17 protein-coding genes and 2 pseudogenes are annotated in these 17,552 nt (G+C 53.5%); 9 read left to right on the top strand and 10 right to left on the bottom strand.

Annotation, left to right across the window (positions count from 1 at the left end; genetic code table 11):
- On the bottom strand, nucleotides 1-1,191 hold the full coding sequence (gene bioF, locus AC52W5_RS08590) for an 8-amino-7-oxononanoate synthase (RefSeq protein WP_495670697.1): 1,191 nt from the start codon (nucleotides 1,189-1,191) through the stop codon (nucleotides 1-3).
- 74 nt (nucleotides 1,192-1,265) lie between these two features.
- A complete protein-coding gene (gene bioB / locus AC52W5_RS08585) occupies nucleotides 1,266-2,294 on the bottom strand; it encodes a biotin synthase BioB (protein WP_495670696.1) in 1,029 nt (342 codons plus the stop codon).
- 177 nt (nucleotides 2,295-2,471) lie between these two features.
- Between bioB and AC52W5_RS08580 the strand changes: the two are divergent.
- The 3 genes and pseudogenes from AC52W5_RS08580 to trmL form a co-directional block, all read left to right on the top strand.
- Nucleotides 2,472-2,618, top strand: a pseudogene (locus AC52W5_RS08580) (double zinc ribbon domain-containing protein); the annotation flags it as partial.
- A 48-nt stretch (nucleotides 2,619-2,666) separates the two neighbouring features.
- Complete coding sequence (locus tag AC52W5_RS08575) at nucleotides 2,667-3,143, top strand: ComF family protein (protein ID WP_495670720.1); 477 nt, start codon at nucleotides 2,667-2,669, stop codon at nucleotides 3,141-3,143.
- Nucleotides 3,144-3,165: 22 nt separating this feature from the next.
- Complete coding sequence (trmL, locus tag AC52W5_RS08570; protein ID WP_495670695.1) at nucleotides 3,166-3,627, top strand: tRNA (uridine(34)/cytosine(34)/5-carboxymethylaminomethyluridine(34)-2'-O)-methyltransferase TrmL; 462 nt, start codon at nucleotides 3,166-3,168, stop codon at nucleotides 3,625-3,627.
- A 58-nt stretch (nucleotides 3,628-3,685) separates the two neighbouring features.
- Here trmL and AC52W5_RS08565 read toward each other — a convergent pair whose 3' ends face one another.
- The 5 genes from AC52W5_RS08565 to AC52W5_RS08545 form a co-directional block, all read right to left on the bottom strand.
- Nucleotides 3,686-4,687: an NAD(P)H-dependent glycerol-3-phosphate dehydrogenase gene (locus AC52W5_RS08565; RefSeq protein WP_074974359.1), complete on the bottom strand. Its 1,002-nt coding sequence runs from the start codon at nucleotides 4,685-4,687 to the stop codon at nucleotides 3,686-3,688.
- The gene (locus AC52W5_RS08560; RefSeq protein ID WP_495670694.1) at nucleotides 4,684-5,169 is read right to left on the bottom strand and encodes an SH3 domain-containing protein; all 486 of its coding nucleotides are present in this window, start codon (nucleotides 5,167-5,169) and stop codon (nucleotides 4,684-4,686) included. The genes AC52W5_RS08565 and AC52W5_RS08560 overlap by 4 nt, the downstream gene beginning before the upstream one ends.
- A gap of 7 nt (nucleotides 5,170-5,176) precedes the next feature.
- On the bottom strand, nucleotides 5,177-5,656 hold the full coding sequence (gene secB, locus AC52W5_RS08555) for a protein-export chaperone SecB (protein WP_495670693.1): 480 nt from the start codon (nucleotides 5,654-5,656) through the stop codon (nucleotides 5,177-5,179).
- A 154-nt stretch (nucleotides 5,657-5,810) separates the two neighbouring features.
- Entirely contained in the window at nucleotides 5,811-6,080 is a 270-nt protein-coding gene (gene grxC, locus AC52W5_RS08550) for a glutaredoxin 3 (RefSeq protein WP_074974362.1), read from the bottom strand.
- Nucleotides 6,077-6,487: a rhodanese-like domain-containing protein gene (locus AC52W5_RS08545; protein WP_074974363.1), complete on the bottom strand. Its 411-nt coding sequence runs from the start codon at nucleotides 6,485-6,487 to the stop codon at nucleotides 6,077-6,079. The genes grxC and AC52W5_RS08545 overlap by 4 nt, the downstream gene beginning before the upstream one ends.
- A 400-nt stretch (nucleotides 6,488-6,887) precedes the next feature.
- Between AC52W5_RS08545 and gpmA the strand changes: the two genes are divergently transcribed.
- The 6 genes and pseudogenes from gpmA to AC52W5_RS08515 all read left to right on the top strand — a co-directional run.
- Complete coding sequence (gene gpmA / locus AC52W5_RS08540; protein ID WP_495670692.1) at nucleotides 6,888-7,643, top strand: 2,3-diphosphoglycerate-dependent phosphoglycerate mutase; 756 nt, start codon at nucleotides 6,888-6,890, stop codon at nucleotides 7,641-7,643.
- A gap of 133 nt (nucleotides 7,644-7,776) precedes the next feature.
- The gene (locus AC52W5_RS08535) at nucleotides 7,777-9,060 is read left to right on the top strand and encodes a murein hydrolase activator EnvC family protein (protein WP_495670691.1); all 1,284 of its coding nucleotides are present in this window, start codon (nucleotides 7,777-7,779) and stop codon (nucleotides 9,058-9,060) included.
- 36 nt (nucleotides 9,061-9,096) lie between these two features.
- Nucleotides 9,097-10,542 carry a S41 family peptidase gene (locus tag AC52W5_RS08530; RefSeq protein ID WP_495670690.1) on the top strand — a complete coding sequence of 482 codons (1,446 nt, stop codon included), beginning with the start codon at nucleotides 9,097-9,099 and terminating at the stop codon, nucleotides 10,540-10,542.
- A gap of 309 nt (nucleotides 10,543-10,851) precedes the next feature.
- Nucleotides 10,852-11,613 (top strand): HesA/MoeB/ThiF family protein, encoded by a 762-nt coding sequence (locus tag AC52W5_RS08525; RefSeq protein WP_495670689.1) that lies wholly within the window; start codon nucleotides 10,852-10,854, stop codon nucleotides 11,611-11,613.
- 316 nt (nucleotides 11,614-11,929) lie between these two features.
- Nucleotides 11,930-12,100, top strand: a complete 171-nt coding sequence (locus AC52W5_RS08520; protein WP_256210384.1) for a type II toxin-antitoxin system RelB/DinJ family antitoxin — start codon at nucleotides 11,930-11,932, stop codon at nucleotides 12,098-12,100.
- 166 nt (nucleotides 12,101-12,266) lie between these two features.
- Nucleotides 12,267-12,368, top strand: a pseudogene (locus AC52W5_RS08515) (type II toxin-antitoxin system mRNA interferase toxin, RelE/StbE family); the annotation flags it as partial.
- A gap of 38 nt (nucleotides 12,369-12,406) precedes the next feature.
- Here AC52W5_RS08515 and slmA read toward each other — a convergent pair.
- From slmA to AC52W5_RS08500, 3 genes are all read right to left on the bottom strand, one after another.
- Nucleotides 12,407-13,009 carry a nucleoid occlusion factor SlmA gene (gene slmA, locus AC52W5_RS08510; RefSeq protein WP_074974367.1) on the bottom strand — a complete coding sequence of 201 codons (603 nt, stop codon included), beginning with the start codon at nucleotides 13,007-13,009 and terminating at the stop codon, nucleotides 12,407-12,409.
- Nucleotides 13,010-13,408: 399 nt separating this feature from the next.
- Nucleotides 13,409-14,293: an acetylglutamate kinase gene (gene argB, locus AC52W5_RS08505; RefSeq protein WP_177219713.1), complete on the bottom strand. Its 885-nt coding sequence runs from the start codon at nucleotides 14,291-14,293 to the stop codon at nucleotides 13,409-13,411.
- A gap of 132 nt (nucleotides 14,294-14,425) precedes the next feature.
- On the bottom strand, nucleotides 14,426-17,548 hold the full coding sequence (locus AC52W5_RS08500; protein WP_495670688.1) for an efflux RND transporter permease subunit: 3,123 nt from the start codon (nucleotides 17,546-17,548) through the stop codon (nucleotides 14,426-14,428).
- Nucleotides 17,549-17,552 lie beyond the last annotated feature (4 nt).

Genomic DNA, 17,552 nt, shown 5'->3' with positions numbered 1-17,552 from the left:
TCATTCCATATCCCGGTCGATTTCCCGTAGTGCTGCGCCCAGTTGCACGACATCCTCTATATCATGTGAACTGGATAACGAGATGCGCAAGCGCGCTGCCCCCTGGGGCACAGTAGGCGGTCGAATGGCGGTTACCAGAATACCTTTCTGGCGCAACGCTTCGCTGACCTGCAGAGCCTTGGCATTCTCTCCCATGACCAGTGGCTGGATGGGAGTATCCGACGGAAGCAGTTTCCAGGGCAGGGAACGGCATTCCTGCTTGAGCAGCCCGGTGAGTCGCGCCAGTTTTTCACGTCGCCACGCACCGCTTCCGATCAGCTCCAGGCTTTTCAGCAAGGCATGAGACAGGAACGGCGGAGTCGCAGTGGTGTAGATGTAGCTTCGCGCACACTGAATGAGCATTTCGATGATTTCTCCCTGGGCGGCTACGAAAGCCCCAAATACACCTGCCGCTTTGCCGAGTGTCCCTATGTAGATAATGCGCGGCGAACTGATATTGAAGTGCGCCAGGCTCCCCCTCCCCTGATCGCCCAGCACTCCGAACCCATGCGCATCGTCGAGCAACAACCAGGCGTCGTATCTTTCACACAACTCCAGCAACTTTGGAAGCGGTACGATATCTCCATCCATGCTGAACACCGCGTCCGATAACACGAGTTTGCGTTTGGCTTGAGATGCGGCAAGCTGCCGCTCCAGAACAGCCAGATCCAGATGGGGATAACGGCTCAACCTCGCGTGCGATAGAAGCGCTGCATCGTTGAGCGATGCATGATTGAGTTTGTCCGCGAATATGGCATCACCCCGCCCGGTCAACGCTGTTACTACGCCTGCGTTTGCCATGTATCCGGTAGAAAACAGCAATGCCCGAGGATGCCGGGTAAAGGATGCTAGCGCTTCCTCCAGCAGATGGTGGGCCCGCGAATGCCCGTTGACAAGATGCGACGCACCTGCTCCCACCCCATACTGCGCCGCACCTTCGCAAACCGCTGCAATCAGTTCGGGATGATTGGCAAGACCGAGATAATCATTACTGCAAAATGCAAGGTATTCACGACCGTTTACCGTAACCCGAGGAGCCTGGGGACTCTCAAGTGTCAGGCGGTAACGATACAGGCTCCGGTTTTCACGGCTGCGCAGGTATTCGCGCAGGTCTTCACCCGGTTGATGGATTGAATCCGAGTCGTTGAGCATACGAGCAGAGGTTGCCCGATAAGATCATTTGCCGCAGGGTAGGGGAAAATAAAGGAGATCGGGGTGAAAAGTTGCTATATGGAATGCAGCCCCAGCCTGTCAAATAACGCTTTATCCCGCTCGGCTTCAGGATTGCCGGTAGTAAGCAGCTTATCGCCGTAGAAAATGGAATTGGCGCCAGCGAGAAAACACAGTGCCTGCATTGCATCCGGCATTTCTCTCCTTCCGGCTGATAACCTTACCATTGCCTTCGGCATGGTAATGCGCGCGGCCGCAATCGTGCGCACGAATTCCAGAGGGTCCAGCGCCTCTGTTCCGTGAAGCGGTGTGCCTTCAACCTGCACCAGATGGTTGATGGGAACGGATTCGGGATAAGGATCAAGATTGGCCAACTGGGCGATTAGTCCGGCGCGGGCGCGACGCGATTCGCCCATGCCCACAATGCCTCCACAACACACGTTGATACCCGCATGACGAACCTTTTGCAAGGTGTCGAGCCGGTCCTCGTAATCGCGGGTGGTAATGATCTCCCCGTAAAATTCGGGTGATGTATCGAGATTATGGTTGTAATAGTCAAGACCCGCCTCCTGAAGCTGTTCCGCCTGTCCTGGCTTCAACATGCCTAACGTCGTGCACGCTTCAAGTCCCAATGCTTTTACAGCCCTCACCATTTCCACCACGCTTTTCATATCCCGCTCCCTGGGACCGCGCCAGGCTGCGCCCATGCAAAACCGCGTGGCCCCCTGCGCTTTGGCGGCTGCCGCTGCTGCTATCACATCTTCAACCGTGAGCATGTCCTGATTTTCCACATTCGTATGATAGCGCGCTGCCTGCGGACAATATCCGCAATCCTCGGGACAGCCCCCGGTCTTGACGGAAATCAGTGTGGAAAGTTGTACTCCGTTGGGATCGTGATATTGACGATGAACCAGTTGCGCCCGATGAATCAGATCGCTGAACGGCAGATCGAGCAGCGCTTCGACACGGCGAACGTCCCACCGCCGAAAATCAGCGCTGATGCCGGAAAGTTTGGCAGCGAAACTGTCGACTGCTTCGCCCGAAGGCGTTTCCATGTCAACGACACCGGAAGCTGATTGACTCATACCCTACCCTTCAATGTTTGACAATCGATTTGTCTGAACCCTGTTCACGACAGACGAACTGAAAGCCAAATGGCTCTCATTTTCCCGCCTCGTCTTCAGCAGCGAATGGCATAATCACAAATCGCGCCATTGTTGTCAATTTTTTCCTGAATTTTTTTGAACTACCGATCAAAAATAGTGCAGTCATTATTCGGGAGAAACTGCCTCCTCTGTGGAAGTGCCGCTGCTGAAGACCTTTGCACGCCTTGCTGGAACAGTCTGCCCTATACTTCACCGCAGCATTGCCCGATCTGTGCATTACCGACGGAGGAAGATCGCGTCTGCGGTGCTTGCCTTGCTCATCCTCCGGCCTTTGATCGTACGTTCGCCGCCGTGAATTATGCCTTTCCGATCGATGCGCTTCTCCACTCGCTCAAATACCGGACTAATCTTGCCCTGGCACCGGTCCTGGCAGATTTGCTGGTGGCGCAGATCGACAAGGCTGTATTACCGGATTTCATCATTCCGATGCCGTTACACCCGGTGCGATTGCGGGAACGGGGTTTCAACCAGGCGATGGAGCTAGGTCGGCAGATATCGAAAAAATCGGGCGTTCCCCTGCTGCCCGCGCTATGCCGTCGCGTCAGGGATACAGCCTCCCAAACCGGACTTCCATGGAAGGAGCGGGGAAAAAATATTCAAGACGCATTTGACTGCGAGGGAAAATTAAACGGAAAGCGTATTGCCATCGTCGATGATGTAATGACCACGGGCGCAACGTTGAACGAACTGGCAAGGGTATTGCGTAAATGCGGCGCGGTTCATATCAGCGCGTGGGTAGTTGCACGCACGCTTCCCGGCACTCTATAAAAACATGTAAGACAGAATCGATATGTTCGATGTAATTCTGTATCAACCCGAGATTCCACCCAATACCGGCAATATCATTCGCCTGTGCGCCAATACAGGCACTCGCTTACATCTGGTCAAGCCCCTCGGCTTTACGCTGGAAGACAAACAACTGCTTCGTGCCGGACTGGATTACCACGAATTTGCCAGTATCAGCGTGCATGCAGACTGGGTGGAATGTATGAACGAACTCGGGGACAGGGGCAGACGCTTTTTTGCGATTTCCACCAAAGGAAAACAACGCTATGACCTTGTTACCTATTCGCCTGGCGATGCATTTCTTTTCGGCCCTGAAAGCCGCGGCCTCCCAGCTGATCTGCTGGAAAATTTCCTTGAGCAGCACCGCCTTCGCGTACCGATGGCGGAGGGAAGCCGCAGTCTCAACCTGTCGAATGCTGTTGCCGTGATAGTCTATGAGGCGTGGCGCCAGATGGAATTCGCATAGCATTCGCGTAGCGCTGGATGAGTTGGGTGTACTCCTTCTCTATTGGCTTTTGATCCGCTCAATAGATTTCTGATTTCGGTTCACGACTGAGCAACGCTTCTACCGCCTGTCCAGCCGGAACACCGTCATCCAATATACTGCAAACACCCTTTGTGATGGGCATTTCAATGCCCATCAGGTGACTTAATCGCAATACCTCGCGGGCCGTTTGGACGCCTTCGGCGATATGCCCCAGTTCCTGCAGAATGTCAGGCAGGGAGCGTCCCGCTGCAAGCGCCAGCCCAACCCGGCGGTTGCGCGACAAATCCCCTGTGCAGGTCAGTATCAGATCACCCACCCCGGTCAAACCCAGGAAGGTTTCCATACGTCCTCCCAGTTTTAAACCCAACCGGGTAATTTCCGCCAGCCCACGCGTAATCAAGGCCGCGCGGGCGTTGTACCCGAACCCCATACCGTCGCAAATACCTGCGGCAATCGATATGACGTTCTTGACTGCGCCACCCGTTTCCACACCCACTACATCGGTACAGGAATAAACGCGCAACCGCGGGGCGTGCAATTGTGCGGCAACCTCTCGTGCGAATTCCCCATCCTCGGAAGCCAGAGTCAGGGCGGCAGGCAAGCCTTGCGCGACTTCAAGTGCAAAACTCGGTCCTGATAGGACGCCATATGGCGCTTCTCCGGCATATTCCTCCTCGGCCACCTGGTGAGGCAGCTTTGCCGATTGCGATTCAAATCCCTTGCATCCCCAAATTACAGGGACCTTTTTGCCGCTTGCTGCAATTTCCCGTAAAGTCTCACGCAAACCCGAAACCGGCACAACGATCAGGGCGAGGTCGGCATCCTCGACAGCCTCTTTGAGCTCTGCGCTCAACCGCAACGATGCCGGTAAAGGAAAAGCGGGAAAATAGCGGCGATTGATACGTTGTGAAACGAGATCAGCCAGATGCTGACGCCTGCGGGTCCACAATGTTACCTGGTGGGAAGAGGCGGTGCTTGCACAAAGACTGAGAGCCAGCGCGGTGCCCCATGCGCCGGCTCCCATCACCGCTATTCTCATGAGCCCCAGACCTGACTGGTCCTGACGTACCCGGTTTGACCGTCACGGTGCCGCACCCTCACCCACCCGTTGGCCGGGGGCTCAAGCCACTCCAGAATTACACCTTGCTGTACCTGGAACATCAGGGGCGAATTGGTAGTTGCCACCTGATAGACGTCCGCCAGTGGCGAGGTGACGATGATATAGCGCTTCTCACTCAGGGCTTTTTCTTCTACCCAGGCAAGCGCTCCCTCACTGTCGCGAACCTTTACCCATCCGTCGACTTTTACAATAGCCTCAACTGGCAGATTCCGGCTGGCCACATATAACTTCCCCGCTTTGAGTGACGGCGCGTCATACATTATTGCGACGTTGTCATTGATCGAATAAAACTCCAGCGCCGCAACGGCGAGCGATGGAAACATCGACACCGCCATTCCGAGAATAGCCAGTCCCCGGCCCAGTGAGGATGATATTTTCGATGCACCGCGCACAAGCCCCATTTTTATTTTAATGTGTGATTTGCTGTGTCTCTAGAGCTTGCGGGGCCGCCGAATTCTCCGCCTGCTGCTTTCTCTGGTAGTAAAGTGCCTCGAAATTCACTGGATTCAAGATGACCGGATGAAATCCCGCGCGCGTCACAGTATCCGAAACCGCCTCGCGCAGGTAGGGGAAGAGAATATTTGGGCATGCAATACCGAGCACAAGCTCCATTTCAGCTTCCGGGACATGACGAATCTGAAAAACACCACCTTGCTGTATCTCCACCAGAAACATCGTCTTGTCCTTGACCTTTGCGGTGACGGTCGTTGTCAACACGACCTCATACAAGGTTTCATCGATGCGCTCGCTCTTGCTATGCAGTTGGATGTTCACTTCAGGCGTCTCGCGCTCCAGGTATATTCTGGGCGCGTTTGGTATTTCAACAGAAAGGTCCCTGACATAGACCTTTTCGATGCTGAAAACCGGTTGCTGCTGCTCGTTGCTCATGTCGGATTCCAAAGAATGATAAAACTGTGAATCAGGTGAACATTAATCCGAAACCATAATCCCCGGAAATAAAAACTGTTCACAAAAAGGTGTTCCCATCCTGCTCAAACTTGCTGCAACCCTCCTCCCTGCCTCGCCCTTTTCGAGAGGCAACTCACGTTGCGAGGAGCTTTGCCAGCCCTTCACTGCGGTCAAGCTTCGCCAGATCGTCATAACCGCCCACGTGCATATCACCAATATAGATCTGGGGAACCGTGCGGCGTCCCGTTTTCTCCATCATCTCCACTCGGCGCGCGGGTTCAAGATCCACCCGTATCTTTTCTATTTCCTCCACGCCCCTGGCTCGCAACAACCGTTCGGCCATGACGCAATACGGGCAGAAACCGGTGGAGTACATCAATACCTTTGCAGACCCCTCGCTCATTTTTTTATTACCGGCAAATTGGCCTGCTGCCAGGCATCAAAACCACCCGCAAGATTGTGCACGTGCTGAAAACCCTGGTTCCGCAGAAGGAAACCCGCCTTGCCGGTGGTATTAGCCCCACTGCGATGGATCAATATTACCGGCTTGTCCTTGAACTTATCCAACTCCTGCAACCGCTGTTCGAGCTTGTCGGCTGGAATATGCTTTGAATTGGGAACGTGTCCCGACTCATATTCGCTCCCTTCGCGTACATCCAGCACCAGCCCCTCCTTATAATTGATGAGCTGCACCGCTGCCATCGTATCCACTTCTTTTCCACGCCGCGAAACCAGCGGCCATAACAGCAGGATACCGCTCGCGAGGGCAGCAACAATCAGCGTAATGTTGTTCTGTAAGAATGATGACACAGCAAGTCTCCTAAAAATCCCTTTAGTCTCTGGCTCCCGTCTCTGGTTTCCTTGACTTTCGTAACCGATTATTCTATCAGAGACAGAAGGTGTACGGAATTCTCACGCTTCACTCCTTTTTCAGTCTTTGTTTCGCATGGTGGCTGTGCCCCAGAGCACGTGTGAAAGAATCCCGGGCAAGGCAAAGATGCGGGCAAGTTGTCCTGTAAAGCATCCTGCCGGTGGCAGGGATCAAGATATTCCGACGCGCCAACTACTTGCCCCAACCACTGCCCTAACCACTTCCTTCTGGCAGCTGGTTTCTGGCAGCTGGTCAGTTGCTCTGGCTGCTGCGGTAGTGTCGAAAATACGGTAAAATTTAAAGTTTTCCCATCGCGGAAAATATTATCTGCTCAAGAACATGAAAAAACTCGTTCTCCTGCGACATGGAGAAAGCACCTGGAACAAGGAGAATCGCTTTACGGGCTGGACAGACGTGGACTTGACTCCAAAAGGAGCGGAGGAGGCCCACAATTCCGGACGCCTGTTGCGGGAAGCCGGATTCACTTTCGATATCGCCTACACTTCGGTACTGAAGCGCGCCATTCGCACATTATGGATCGTGCTGGATGAAATGGATCAGATGTGGATTCCCGTCGAATTATCATGGCGGCTGAATGAGCGTCATTATGGCGCGTTGCAAGGCCTGAACAAACTTGAAACAGCAGTTGCATATGGTGAAGAACAGGTATTGATCTGGCGGCGGAGTTACGATATTCGCCCGCCTGCGCTCATCCCCGATGATCCCCGTTATCCCGGCTCCGACCCTCGCTACCGGAACTTGCCAAAGCTGGATATTCCCCTTACCGAGTGCCTGCGGGATACCGTGGCACGATTTCTGCCCTACTGGCTTGAAAGCATTGCCCCGCAGGTCAAAAGTGACAAAAGCGTGCTTATCACCGCGCACGGAAATTCGCTGCGAGCCCTCGTCATGTATCTCGATAATCTTTCCGAACAGGAAATCATGGAGCTCAATATTCCGACCGGCGTTCCACTCGTATATGAGCTTGACGACAACTTGAAACCGGTCCGCAGCTATTATCTCGGAGACCAGGCAAAAATCGAGCAGGCCATGCAGGTCGTCGCGAATCAGGGAAAAATTCTGCCCAACCTTTAACTTATGGTTTAATCTCTGTTTTTCCTGTTGCCGTACTTGCCGTGTCTGTTCTTTATAGCATACTCTCTGACTTCTGATCCGGCTGCCTTTTCCTTCTCATCCCACTGCTCGATGGCGTAGGATCCGCTCACGCTTGATACGTTTGAAAATTTCAGCCTCAATCCGTATTCGTCTCTGGCTCAAGGTCTGCCGCACGCTTATCCCTGCCTGCGCGCTGTTAATCTGGCAAGCACCTGTGGCCGCGGAGCCATCCGATAGTGAAGAGTTGAAACAACTGAGAAACAAGATCGAGACGCTGGAAAAGGAACTCACGGATACGGAAGGATACAGGTCCGAAGCGGCGGGAGCGCTGCGCGAATCGGAAAAAGCGATCGATGCCGCTAACCGGCGGCTTGCGGAACTCGCCAAGCAGCGGCGTGCAGCGAACAGCAAGCTTGGCCAGCTGAAAGCGCAGTCTGCCCAGATCAAGAAGGAAATAGCGGCGCAGCAACTGCAGTTGAGGAACCTGCTTTACGGGCTCTATATCGCCGGAGGCGGACGAAAAGAGTACTTGAGTCTCTTGCTGAGTCAGCGGAATCCTAATGAAATAGCCCGCAATCTCCACTATTACGAATATTTCTCACGCGCTCGCAAGGAAGGTATCGATGGCCTGCGTGCGAATCTTGAGAAGCTCAATACGCTCAGCCTCGCCAGCCGGGAAAAAAGTGCCGAGATCTCGGGTGTGCACGCACGGCACGCCGAGCAGAAAGTACAGCTCGAACAACAAAAAGACGGTCACGCGAAGCTTCTGGCAGAAATATCACTGCAGGCCGAAGAGCAGCGGCGCGAAATCAACCGGCTCAGACGCAATGAAGACCGTCTCACCAGGCTGGTGGAAAAACTTACCAGGATGCTTGCGAAGAAAAAGAAATTCGAGGCATCTGAAAAACCTTCCGAGCCAGGCGTACCCCCTGCTCCTGCCAGCAACAGCAGTTCCCCCGATTCATCGGAGAATGCGATGCCATTCACGAATGGAACGTCCTTCTCCTCCCTCCGCGGCCGCCTGAATTCACCAGTACGCGGGGAACTTGCGAACCGCTTCGGGAGTCCACGTGCAGATGGTGGCGTTACCTGGAAAGGGTTGTTCATCCGCGCCGCTGGCGGCGAGAGTGTAAAGGCGATTGCAAATGGACGCGTCGTATTCGCCGACTGGCTCAGAGGGTTCGGCAATCTGATGATTCTGGACCACGGCGACAGCTATATGAGTCTTTATGGAAATAATGAAGCGGTCCATAAGCGGGTGGGAGACGTGATCAATGCCGGAGAGACGATAGCCACAGTAGGCAATAGCAGTGGAAACTCCGATACCGGCCTATACTTTGAATTGCGCCATCAGGGCAAACCGTTTGACCCTTTGAACTGGGTCAGAATAAAATGATCTAAGCAACAATTTGACTTGTTTGGAGAATATTTAATGGGCGACAAAATGCGGCAGTTCGGCCTCGTCATTTTCGGTGCAATCACCGGCGTGATGCTGAGCCTCAATTTTTCTGCTGTTGCCGATAAGGAACCGCAGGGGGTCCTGCATCCCCTTCCGGTGGAGGAACTTCGCGCCTTCACAGAAGTGTTCGGCCGGATAAAAAATGATTACGTCGAACCGGTAGAAGACAAAAAGCTCATCACCGAAGCCATCAATGGCATGCTGACGGGCCTCGATCCTCATTCCGCCTATCTTGATGCAGATGCGTTCAAGGAGCTGCAGATTGGCACGCAGGGCGAGTTCGGTGGCCTGGGCATCGAAGTCAGTATGGAAGACGGGTTTGTCAAGGTCATTTCTCCTATAGAGGATACGCCCGCTTTCCGCGCCGGGATAAAACCGGGAGATCTTATCATCAAGCTGGACGATACGGCAGTCAAGGGTCTCTCGCTTACGGAGGCCATCAAGCGCATGCGCGGCAAGCCCGATACGCCTATTACCCTTACCGTCGTACGCAAGGGTGAGACCAAGCCGATTGTGTTCCCGTTGGTTCGCGCCGTCATCAGGATACAAAGCGTGAAGTCGAAAATGATCGAACCCGGCTATGGGTATATTCGTATCACCCAGTTTCAGGAACAGACGGGGGAAAATCTGGCAAAAGCGATAGATAAGCTTTTCAAGGAAAATGCCGGGTCGATGAAGGGACTGGTGCTGGACCTGCGTAATGACCCGGGCGGCCTGCTGAATGGGGCAGTGGCAGTATCTGCGGCCTTTTTACCGGAGGATTCTCTGGTTGTCTATACTGATGGCCGTAGCGAAGATGCAAAGATGAAACTCAAGGCCAGTCCTGAGTTCTATCTGCGCGATACGAAGAATGACTATGTCAAGCGGCTCCCACCGGGGATCAAGACAGTACCGATGGTGACGCTCGTAAACGGCGGCTCGGCTTCAGCCTCGGAAATCGTCGCCGGCGCATTGCAGGATCATAAACGGTCGATCGTGATGGGAACGCAAACCTTCGGTAAAGGTTCGGTGCAAACCATTTTACCGCTGGGGAACAACACAGCCATCAAATTGACCACAGCGCGGTACTATACGCCAAATGGGCAATCCATCCAGGCCAAGGGAATTACGCCTGATGTCATGGACGAGTTGGCAAAGGATGAAGTCGAGCGCCTGCGTGAAGCTGATCTCGATCGTCATCTCTCCAATGGCAAGGCAGAAGAGTCGAAACGGGAAGCGGAAGCAAAGGTAGTGCCGGAAGCTAAGGTGGCGCCAAAAACGGGAGTCAAGCCGGCCAAGCCCGAGAACGAAGAAGACAAGAGCAAGAAGCGTGAGTCACCTCCTGAATTCGGCTCCAGCGATGATCTGCTGCTGGTTCAGGCGATCAGCTATATCAAGGAAAATTCAGGCAAGCGGGCAACTGCAAAAATAGAAAACTGAGGCAACTCCTGAACATAAGGCAGCGAAAGAATCGAGGCGAAATGCCATAATTCTTCCGCTGCCTGCCTCCCTGCAAAGTCCACAGATGCTGTGCATAAGGTCGAGCACGTTTAGTGCATCGCCCCGCTTATTTATTACGCCCCCCACCTTTCCCCTATCTCCGGGAAATTCACATTGATACACTGCCCATCTGATTGCCTCGCATCTGTCCTTATGTCCCCGTATGCCTCACTTATGCCCGCTACTCCCATCTTCTGAAAAAGGGGGATATCCAGTAGCATTCCCGGACGGCGGCGAATCATCTTCCAAATGAATGACGATCAGTTGCTGCGTTACAGCCGTCACATCCTGTTGCCAGAGATAGGAATACAGGGTCAGGAAGCGTTGATCCGGTCGCATGTACTGGTAGTCGGCGCGGGGGGCCTCGGCTCCCCTGCCGCCATGTATCTTGCTTCGAGCGGGGTGGGAAGACTCACCATCTGTGACAATGACAGAGTTGACCTGACGAACCTCCAGCGCCAGATCATTCATGGTACAGACGACATCGGCGCCCCGAAAACACACTCTGCCAGAAAGACCCTTGCGAAAATCAATCCTGAAGTCGAAGTAATCGAACTGGACGAGCGCATGGATGAAAAAAGATTGCTGCAACTGGTCGGGGACGCCGATGTGGTCGTGGACGCGAGCGATAATTTTCCCACCCGCTATGCCATCAACCATTCTTGCGTCCTTCGCCGCAAGCCGCTCGTATCAGGTGCAGCCGTGCGTTTTGAGGGGCAAGTCGCGGTGTTCGATCGCAGACATTCGAACAGTCCATGCTATCACTGCCTGTTTCCAGCAGGTGGCGAAGATCAGGACATGCGTTGTGCATTGATGGGCGTGTTTGCGCCGCTGGTAGGAGTCATTGGCTGCATGCAGGCTGCGGAAACACTGAAAATTCTCACCAACACCGGCCAGACCTTGAACGGTCGCCTGCTTACGCTGGACGGTCTTGCCATGAAATGGAAATCGTCCGAACTGAGAAAGGATCCAGCATGCGAGGTTTGCGGAAACTGCGTAACCAGTGTTTAGCCCACGGTGTGATCGTGGAAGCCCGCCCTGCCCGCTCACATTCGCCTGAGCGCTGGCACCTGCAGCAGCCAACCAGCCCACACGATATCACCAGAGGGGGAATATCTTCCCTGCTGCGATTCCAGGTGGCCTGCTGATGCTGCCGTTTCAAACGATATTAAAAACTGTGGTTCGTTTGTACCACAATATGGTTTTAATCGAGAATGACCCAAATGGCAAAAACTGAGATCGTACGCGCCCGGATTGACGCGCAAGTGAAAGAGGAAGCAAGCCGCATTCTAGAACAAATGGCCTTACCCCTTCGGATGGAATACGCATGTTTCTGACCAGCGTCGCCAAGAAAAAGGAACCGCCGTTTCATCCGTTCGATTTTTTTGAGCCGAACGCTGAAACCATCAAGGCCATGGAAGAGCTCGAGCGGGGGGAAAATATAACCCCGTTTGAAACCGTAGAAGATTTGATGAAGCATCTGAATGCGCCGGATTAGGTTATCGCATACCTTCAGGCGCGACTTCAAGCTTGTGAAGGCTGATTCGTCGCATCGTGATATCAATTCTCTACTGGAAGCCGTAATGAACCTGCTGGTAAGGGATGTGCTCTTACCAGCTCGCTGTGTGGACCATGGAATGAAGGGTAAATGAAAAGGGTATCGCGACTGTCACATAAAACCCCACATGGTGCTCATTTACCGCAAGAGGGATGTTGATACTCTGGAACGGGTGCGTCCTAGTTCGCACAGTGAGCTTGAAATTTGATGGGCTCCCCGAAAATCGAGCGTAAGCATGCCGCAGTACTACGAAACCACCTGCCCGAAGGAATTGCTGGAAGCTATCTCTCTAAACTGTGCTTCCCAATATTCCATCGGATCGCGTTTGAAGCCGCTTTTGGCAAACTGGTGCCAGCGACCCACAACATAGCATAGCAGCATATTTGCGTGAGCGGATACGTCCAAGTCCTCTACTATTTCCCGCTCGCTTACTGCAAAACGTAACGCCTGCTTGAGCGTGGCCTCCAGCCGGTCGTGCAGTTGGTTGACGCGATTTTGCAAACGCTCATTCTCGTTTATCAAGGCATCGCCGATCAACACCCTGGTCATTCCAGGATTTTTCTTTGCAAAACCAAGCAATAGGGCAAGGATGCCTTCAATCTGCCTGATGCCGCTCTTTTCTTCCGCTATCATCTTATTGATGAAGGTGAGCAGGGTTTTTTCTATGAATTCGATCAAATTGTCAAACATTTGTGCTTTGCTGGCGAAATGACGATAAAGGGCGGCCTCGGAAACATCCAGTTTTGCCGCCAGCGCCGCTGTGGTAATCTTACCTGCTCTAGGCTCTTCCAACATCTCTGCCAGAACCTGCAGAATCTGATCTTTTCTTTCCCCAGGCCTGCCCGTCATTGATCCCTCGCTTCATCAATACCGAATTTCAAGCTTTGCCACTTCACTTATATAATAACTAGCACACGCAGCATACCAAGGCAGGCCGCAGCGCTGAGATCATCCTGTAAAACAAGTGTATCTCCCGGATTACACTTGCTTCGTTCCGTGTACCTTGTCGTATCTATTGATCCGGCCAGAAAGCACCATGTATCTCGTCATTCCGGGCCTGACTCGGAATCCAGCAAACCGAAATCCAGTCCAAACTGCTCACCGAATTAATAAAACTCAACTTCAGGTGTTCGGTCCTTACCAGGAAATTTCGGTGACCACCTCACTCGAAGGAAATCCATAAGGATTTTGAGGGATATTTGGCCAGAAACCGCACGTCGCCCTGTCGGATTACCATGAAGCAGTAAATCAGTTCGCCTTTATGAGTGTTCCAACTCCCTCATCCGTCAGCACTTCAAGCAATAATCCGTGCTCTACACGTCCATCGATGATGTGACACGATTTGACACCGCTTTTGACTGCATCCAGCGCAGAACTGATCTTGGGAATCATTCCTCCTGAGATGGTACCATCGGCAATTAATTCATCCACCCTCTGTGCAGTCAATCCTGTCAGCAAATTCCCTTCCCTATCCAGTACGCCTGGTGTGTTGGTAAGCAGTATAAGTTTTTCCGCGTTCAAAACCAGCGCCAGTTCCCCCGCGACCAGGTCAGCATTGATGTTATAGGATTCGCCGCGGTTGCCCACGCCCACGGGGGCGATTACCGGGATGAAATCCCGGGTTTCGAGCAACTCGATCAGGGCAGGATCGATGTCCTCGATTTCTCCAACCTGGCCGAGATCGACCCACTCGTGCGCTCTCTCTTTGTCGCGCATCAGCATTTTTTTTGCACGGATAAAACTGCCGTCCTTGCCTGTCAGGCCAACTGCGCGGCCACCGTGCTGATTGATGAGATTGACGATTTCCTTATTGATCAATCCCAGCACCATCTCTACGACATCCATGGTTTCCGCATCGGTCACGCGCATTCCCTGAATGAAGGCGCCCTGCTTGCCCACCCGCTTCAACATATCGTTGATCTGGGGGCCTCCTCCATGAACGATTACCGGGTTCATCCCTACCACTTTCAGCAGCGCTACGTCATGAGCGAAACACTTTTTGAGATTCTCCTCAGTCATGGCGTTCCCACCATATTTGATGACAATGGTTTTCCCGTGAAAGCGTTGAATATAAGGCAACGCTTCAGCCAGAATTTTTGCTTTGTCTTTTGAGGAGGGTTGAGATGACAGCATGTTCTTACTTGATAAAATTTTCTGCGCTATTTTACCTTGAGTAGCGTGTTGCCGGGCTTCAAAAATTAGACATTCTCCGGCGACAGACAGGGCAAGAGGCCAGTCATCAGCAACAAGGGTCTTGATTCCTCCTCAGATTTCTACCGGCTTCTCGTCAAACCAGCGGTATAAAGTCGGCAATACAACCAGTGTCAGCAGGGTTGAGGTGATCAATCCACCAATGACCACCACGGCGAGGGGACGTTGCACTTCCGAACCCGGACCGGTCGCGAAGAGAAATGGTATCAAGCCAAGCATCGCAACTGTTGCCGTCATCAGCACTGGCCGGAAGCGTTGCTCACAGCCCTTGATGACCGATTCCGCTATACTTGCTCCCTGCTCGCGCAGCTTCCGGATATAGGAAATCAGCACGATCCCATTGAGAACTGCAATACCCCATAACGCGATAAAACCGACGGAGGCCGGCACTGAAAGATATTCGCCGGTGACAAAGAGTCCAATGACTCCGCCGATGGAAGCAAATGGCAGCACGAGGATGATGAGTCCGGCGAGTTTGATCGAATTGAACAGCACAAACAGCAAGAAGAAAATCACAGCGATGGTAAGCGGGACTATTATCGAAAGTGTTTCCATTGCGCGTTCCATGTTCTCGAACTGGCCACCCCAGACAAAGTAATAACCTGTTGGAAGCTGTATTTCCTTCGCGATGCGCTGCTGCACTTCTTCAACGAAGCTCCCGAGATCGCGTTCATGCACATTAACGCCTACCACTACGCGTCGTTTCGCATATTCACGCGATACCTGCGCCGGCCCATCGACAACGCGAATATCCGCAACGGCACTCAGCGGCACCAAGACGCCTCCATTTGCCAGGACGCCATCCGCACCACGTACGCCCGGACGCCGCAGCAGAAGATCGCGAATCGACTCTACGTCGTCGCGAAACTGCTCCGGAAAGCGCAGAATGAGCGAGATGCGTCGTTCACGCTCGAATACGGTCGTCACCGCCTTTCCCCCGATGGCCGTCTGGATCAGTTCATTCACATCGGCAACATTGAGACCATGGCGCGCGATCGCGTACCGGTTGATATCGATGGTCAGGGATTGCTGTCCCGATAAACGCTCGATGCGAAGGTCGCGCGCGCCGCGTACAGACTTCAGGATGCGCGCCACCTGTTCAGACAGTTCGCGCAACTTTTCCAGATCATCGCCAAAAATTTTGACGGCAACCTCCGAGCGTACACCGGTCACCATCTCGTCAACACGTTGCGCAATAGGTTGGGACAACACAATGGATACACCGGGTAAGACAGCCAAGGCCTTGCGAATATCCTCCTCGACTTCCGCCTGGGTTCGACCGGATTCCGGATCCAGCGCAGCAATGGGATCAGACTCGTTCTGCGAAGCCGGGTCAGCAGGAGACTCCCCACGACCAAGCTTCGATACCACGGTCTTGACACCCGGCACTGCCGCAATCAGCGCCATTGCCTCCGATTCGATTTTGATAGCCTCATCCAGCGAGATCGAAGGCACCCGGATGATGACAGGCGTAATGGAGCCCTCCTGCATGGTCGGGATGAAGGATTTTCCGAGGAGCGGAAACAACGAAAACGATAATGCGAGCAGACCGATTGCAGTGACGATCGTGGTTTTCTCGTGCGCCAAGGCCGAATTCAGCAACCGATGATAAGTCGATTTGAGTAAGGCTATGATCCGAGTATCTTTATCGGCGCCCCCCTTGAGAATATAGGCACAGAGCACGGGTGAAAGCGTCAACGATACGACCAGCGACACCGCCAACGCGATCGCAATGGTGAATGCAAGCGGGCTGAAGGTCTTGCCCTCCATGCCCTGCAATGCCATGAGCGGAAGAAATACCAGAATGATAATACAGATACCGAAAATCACTGGCGTTCCTACCTCGACGACCGCATCGAGGATGATTTGCAGTCTGGATTCACGCGTGCCGCTCGCATGCCCAAGGCGATGATAAACATTTTCCACCACTACCACGGTAGAATCGACCATCAAACCAATGGCAATGGCAAGTCCTCCGAGCGACATCAGATTGGCGGAAATCTCCTGCTGGTTCATCACCATAAAGGTGACCAGCGGCGTAATGATCAGCGTCGCGACGACGATCAGGCTGGAGCGGACATCTCCCAGAAATATGAACAATACGACCACAACCAGAAAAATACCTTCCATCAGGACTTTGCTTACCGTCCACAATGCAGCATCCACGAGGTCGGTACGATCATAGAATGGAACGATCTGAAGACCGCCTGGTAACAGCTTGCGATCGTTGATTTCGGCAACCTTTGCCTTTACTCGCGCGACAATTTCCTTCGCATTCCCGCCACGCAGCATCATCACAATACCCGCGACGGACTCGGTATATCCACCCTTGATACTCGCGCCCTGCCGCACTTCCGCCCCGAATTTAACCTCGGCAACGTCCCGTACGAACACAGGAACGCCGTCGACTTCTTTCAGAACAATGTTTTTGATGTCGTCCAACGACTGGATCAGTCCGACGCCCCTGATCAGGTACTGCTCGGCATGAAGAGGCAAGATGTTGCCACTCGAGTTGGCGTTATTACTCGCAATCGCCCGATCCACCTGCGACAAGGTCAGATCGTAGTGGCGCAAGCGGTCAGGGTTGACCAGCACATGGTATTGCTTGACGTAACCCCCCTGCGAATTGATTTCGGCCACGCCCTGCACAGAACGCAACAACGGCCGTACTACCCAGTCCTGTATGGTGCGCCGCCGCGTCAGCTCCTCCACTGAAAGCGCTTGCTTACCGTCATCGGGATGCTCCAGGGTATATTGATAGACCTCCCCCAGGCCGGTAGTGACAGGTCCAAGTACCGGTGTAATACCAGGCGGCATCTTGCTGGCAACGCCAAGCAACCGCTCCATCACCAACTGGCGCGCAAAATAGACATCCGTCTCATCCGTGAAAACCATCGTGATGAGCGATATTCCACTCTTGTTCAGGGAGCGCATCTCCACCAGCCCGGGCAGCCCAGTCATCGCAATTTCCACCGGTACAGTGACAATCCGCTCGATTTCTTCCGGACTGCGGCCCGGCGCCTCGGTGGCGACCTGCACCTGAACGTTGGTCACATCGGGAAAGGCGTCAACCGACAGCTTGGTTGACGCGCGCATGCCGGCAGCCACCAAGCCGAGCGCGACCACCACCACTATCAGGCGTTGCTTGAGCATTGCACGAATGATTGATGCCAGCACGGGA

Source organism: Nitrosospira sp. CT, assembly GCF_059489795.1.
The sequence above is the reverse complement of the archived record's forward strand: the minus strand, read 5'-3'. Positions and strand labels throughout refer to the sequence as shown.

Coding starts and splice junctions, on each gene's coding strand:
- bioF (WP_495670697.1), bottom strand. CDS start 1,191: ATGCTCAACGACTCGGATTCAATCCATCAACCGGGTGAAGACCTGCGC.
- bioB (WP_495670696.1), bottom strand. CDS start 2,294: ATGAGTCAATCAGCTTCCGGTGTCGTTGACATGGAAACGCCTTCGGGC.
- trmL (WP_495670695.1), top strand. CDS start 3,166: ATGTTCGATGTAATTCTGTATCAACCCGAGATTCCACCCAATACCGGC.
- AC52W5_RS08565 (WP_074974359.1), bottom strand. CDS start 4,687: ATGAGAATAGCGGTGATGGGAGCCGGCGCATGGGGCACCGCGCTGGCT.
- AC52W5_RS08560 (WP_495670694.1), bottom strand. CDS start 5,169: ATGGGGCTTGTGCGCGGTGCATCGAAAATATCATCCTCACTGGGCCGG.
- secB (WP_495670693.1), bottom strand. CDS start 5,656: ATGAGCAACGAGCAGCAGCAACCGGTTTTCAGCATCGAAAAGGTCTAT.
- grxC (WP_074974362.1), bottom strand. CDS start 6,080: ATGAGCGAGGGGTCTGCAAAGGTATTGATGTACTCCACCGGTTTCTGC.
- gpmA (WP_495670692.1), top strand. CDS start 6,888: ATGAAAAAACTCGTTCTCCTGCGACATGGAGAAAGCACCTGGAACAAG.
- AC52W5_RS08530 (WP_495670690.1), top strand. CDS start 9,097: ATGGGCGACAAAATGCGGCAGTTCGGCCTCGTCATTTTCGGTGCAATC.
- AC52W5_RS08525 (WP_495670689.1), top strand. CDS start 10,852: ATGAATGACGATCAGTTGCTGCGTTACAGCCGTCACATCCTGTTGCCA.
- AC52W5_RS08520 (WP_256210384.1), top strand. CDS start 11,930: ATGTTTCTGACCAGCGTCGCCAAGAAAAAGGAACCGCCGTTTCATCCG.
- slmA (WP_074974367.1), bottom strand. CDS start 13,009: ATGACGGGCAGGCCTGGGGAAAGAAAAGATCAGATTCTGCAGGTTCTG.
- argB (WP_177219713.1), bottom strand. CDS start 14,293: ATGCTGTCATCTCAACCCTCCTCAAAAGACAAAGCAAAAATTCTGGCT.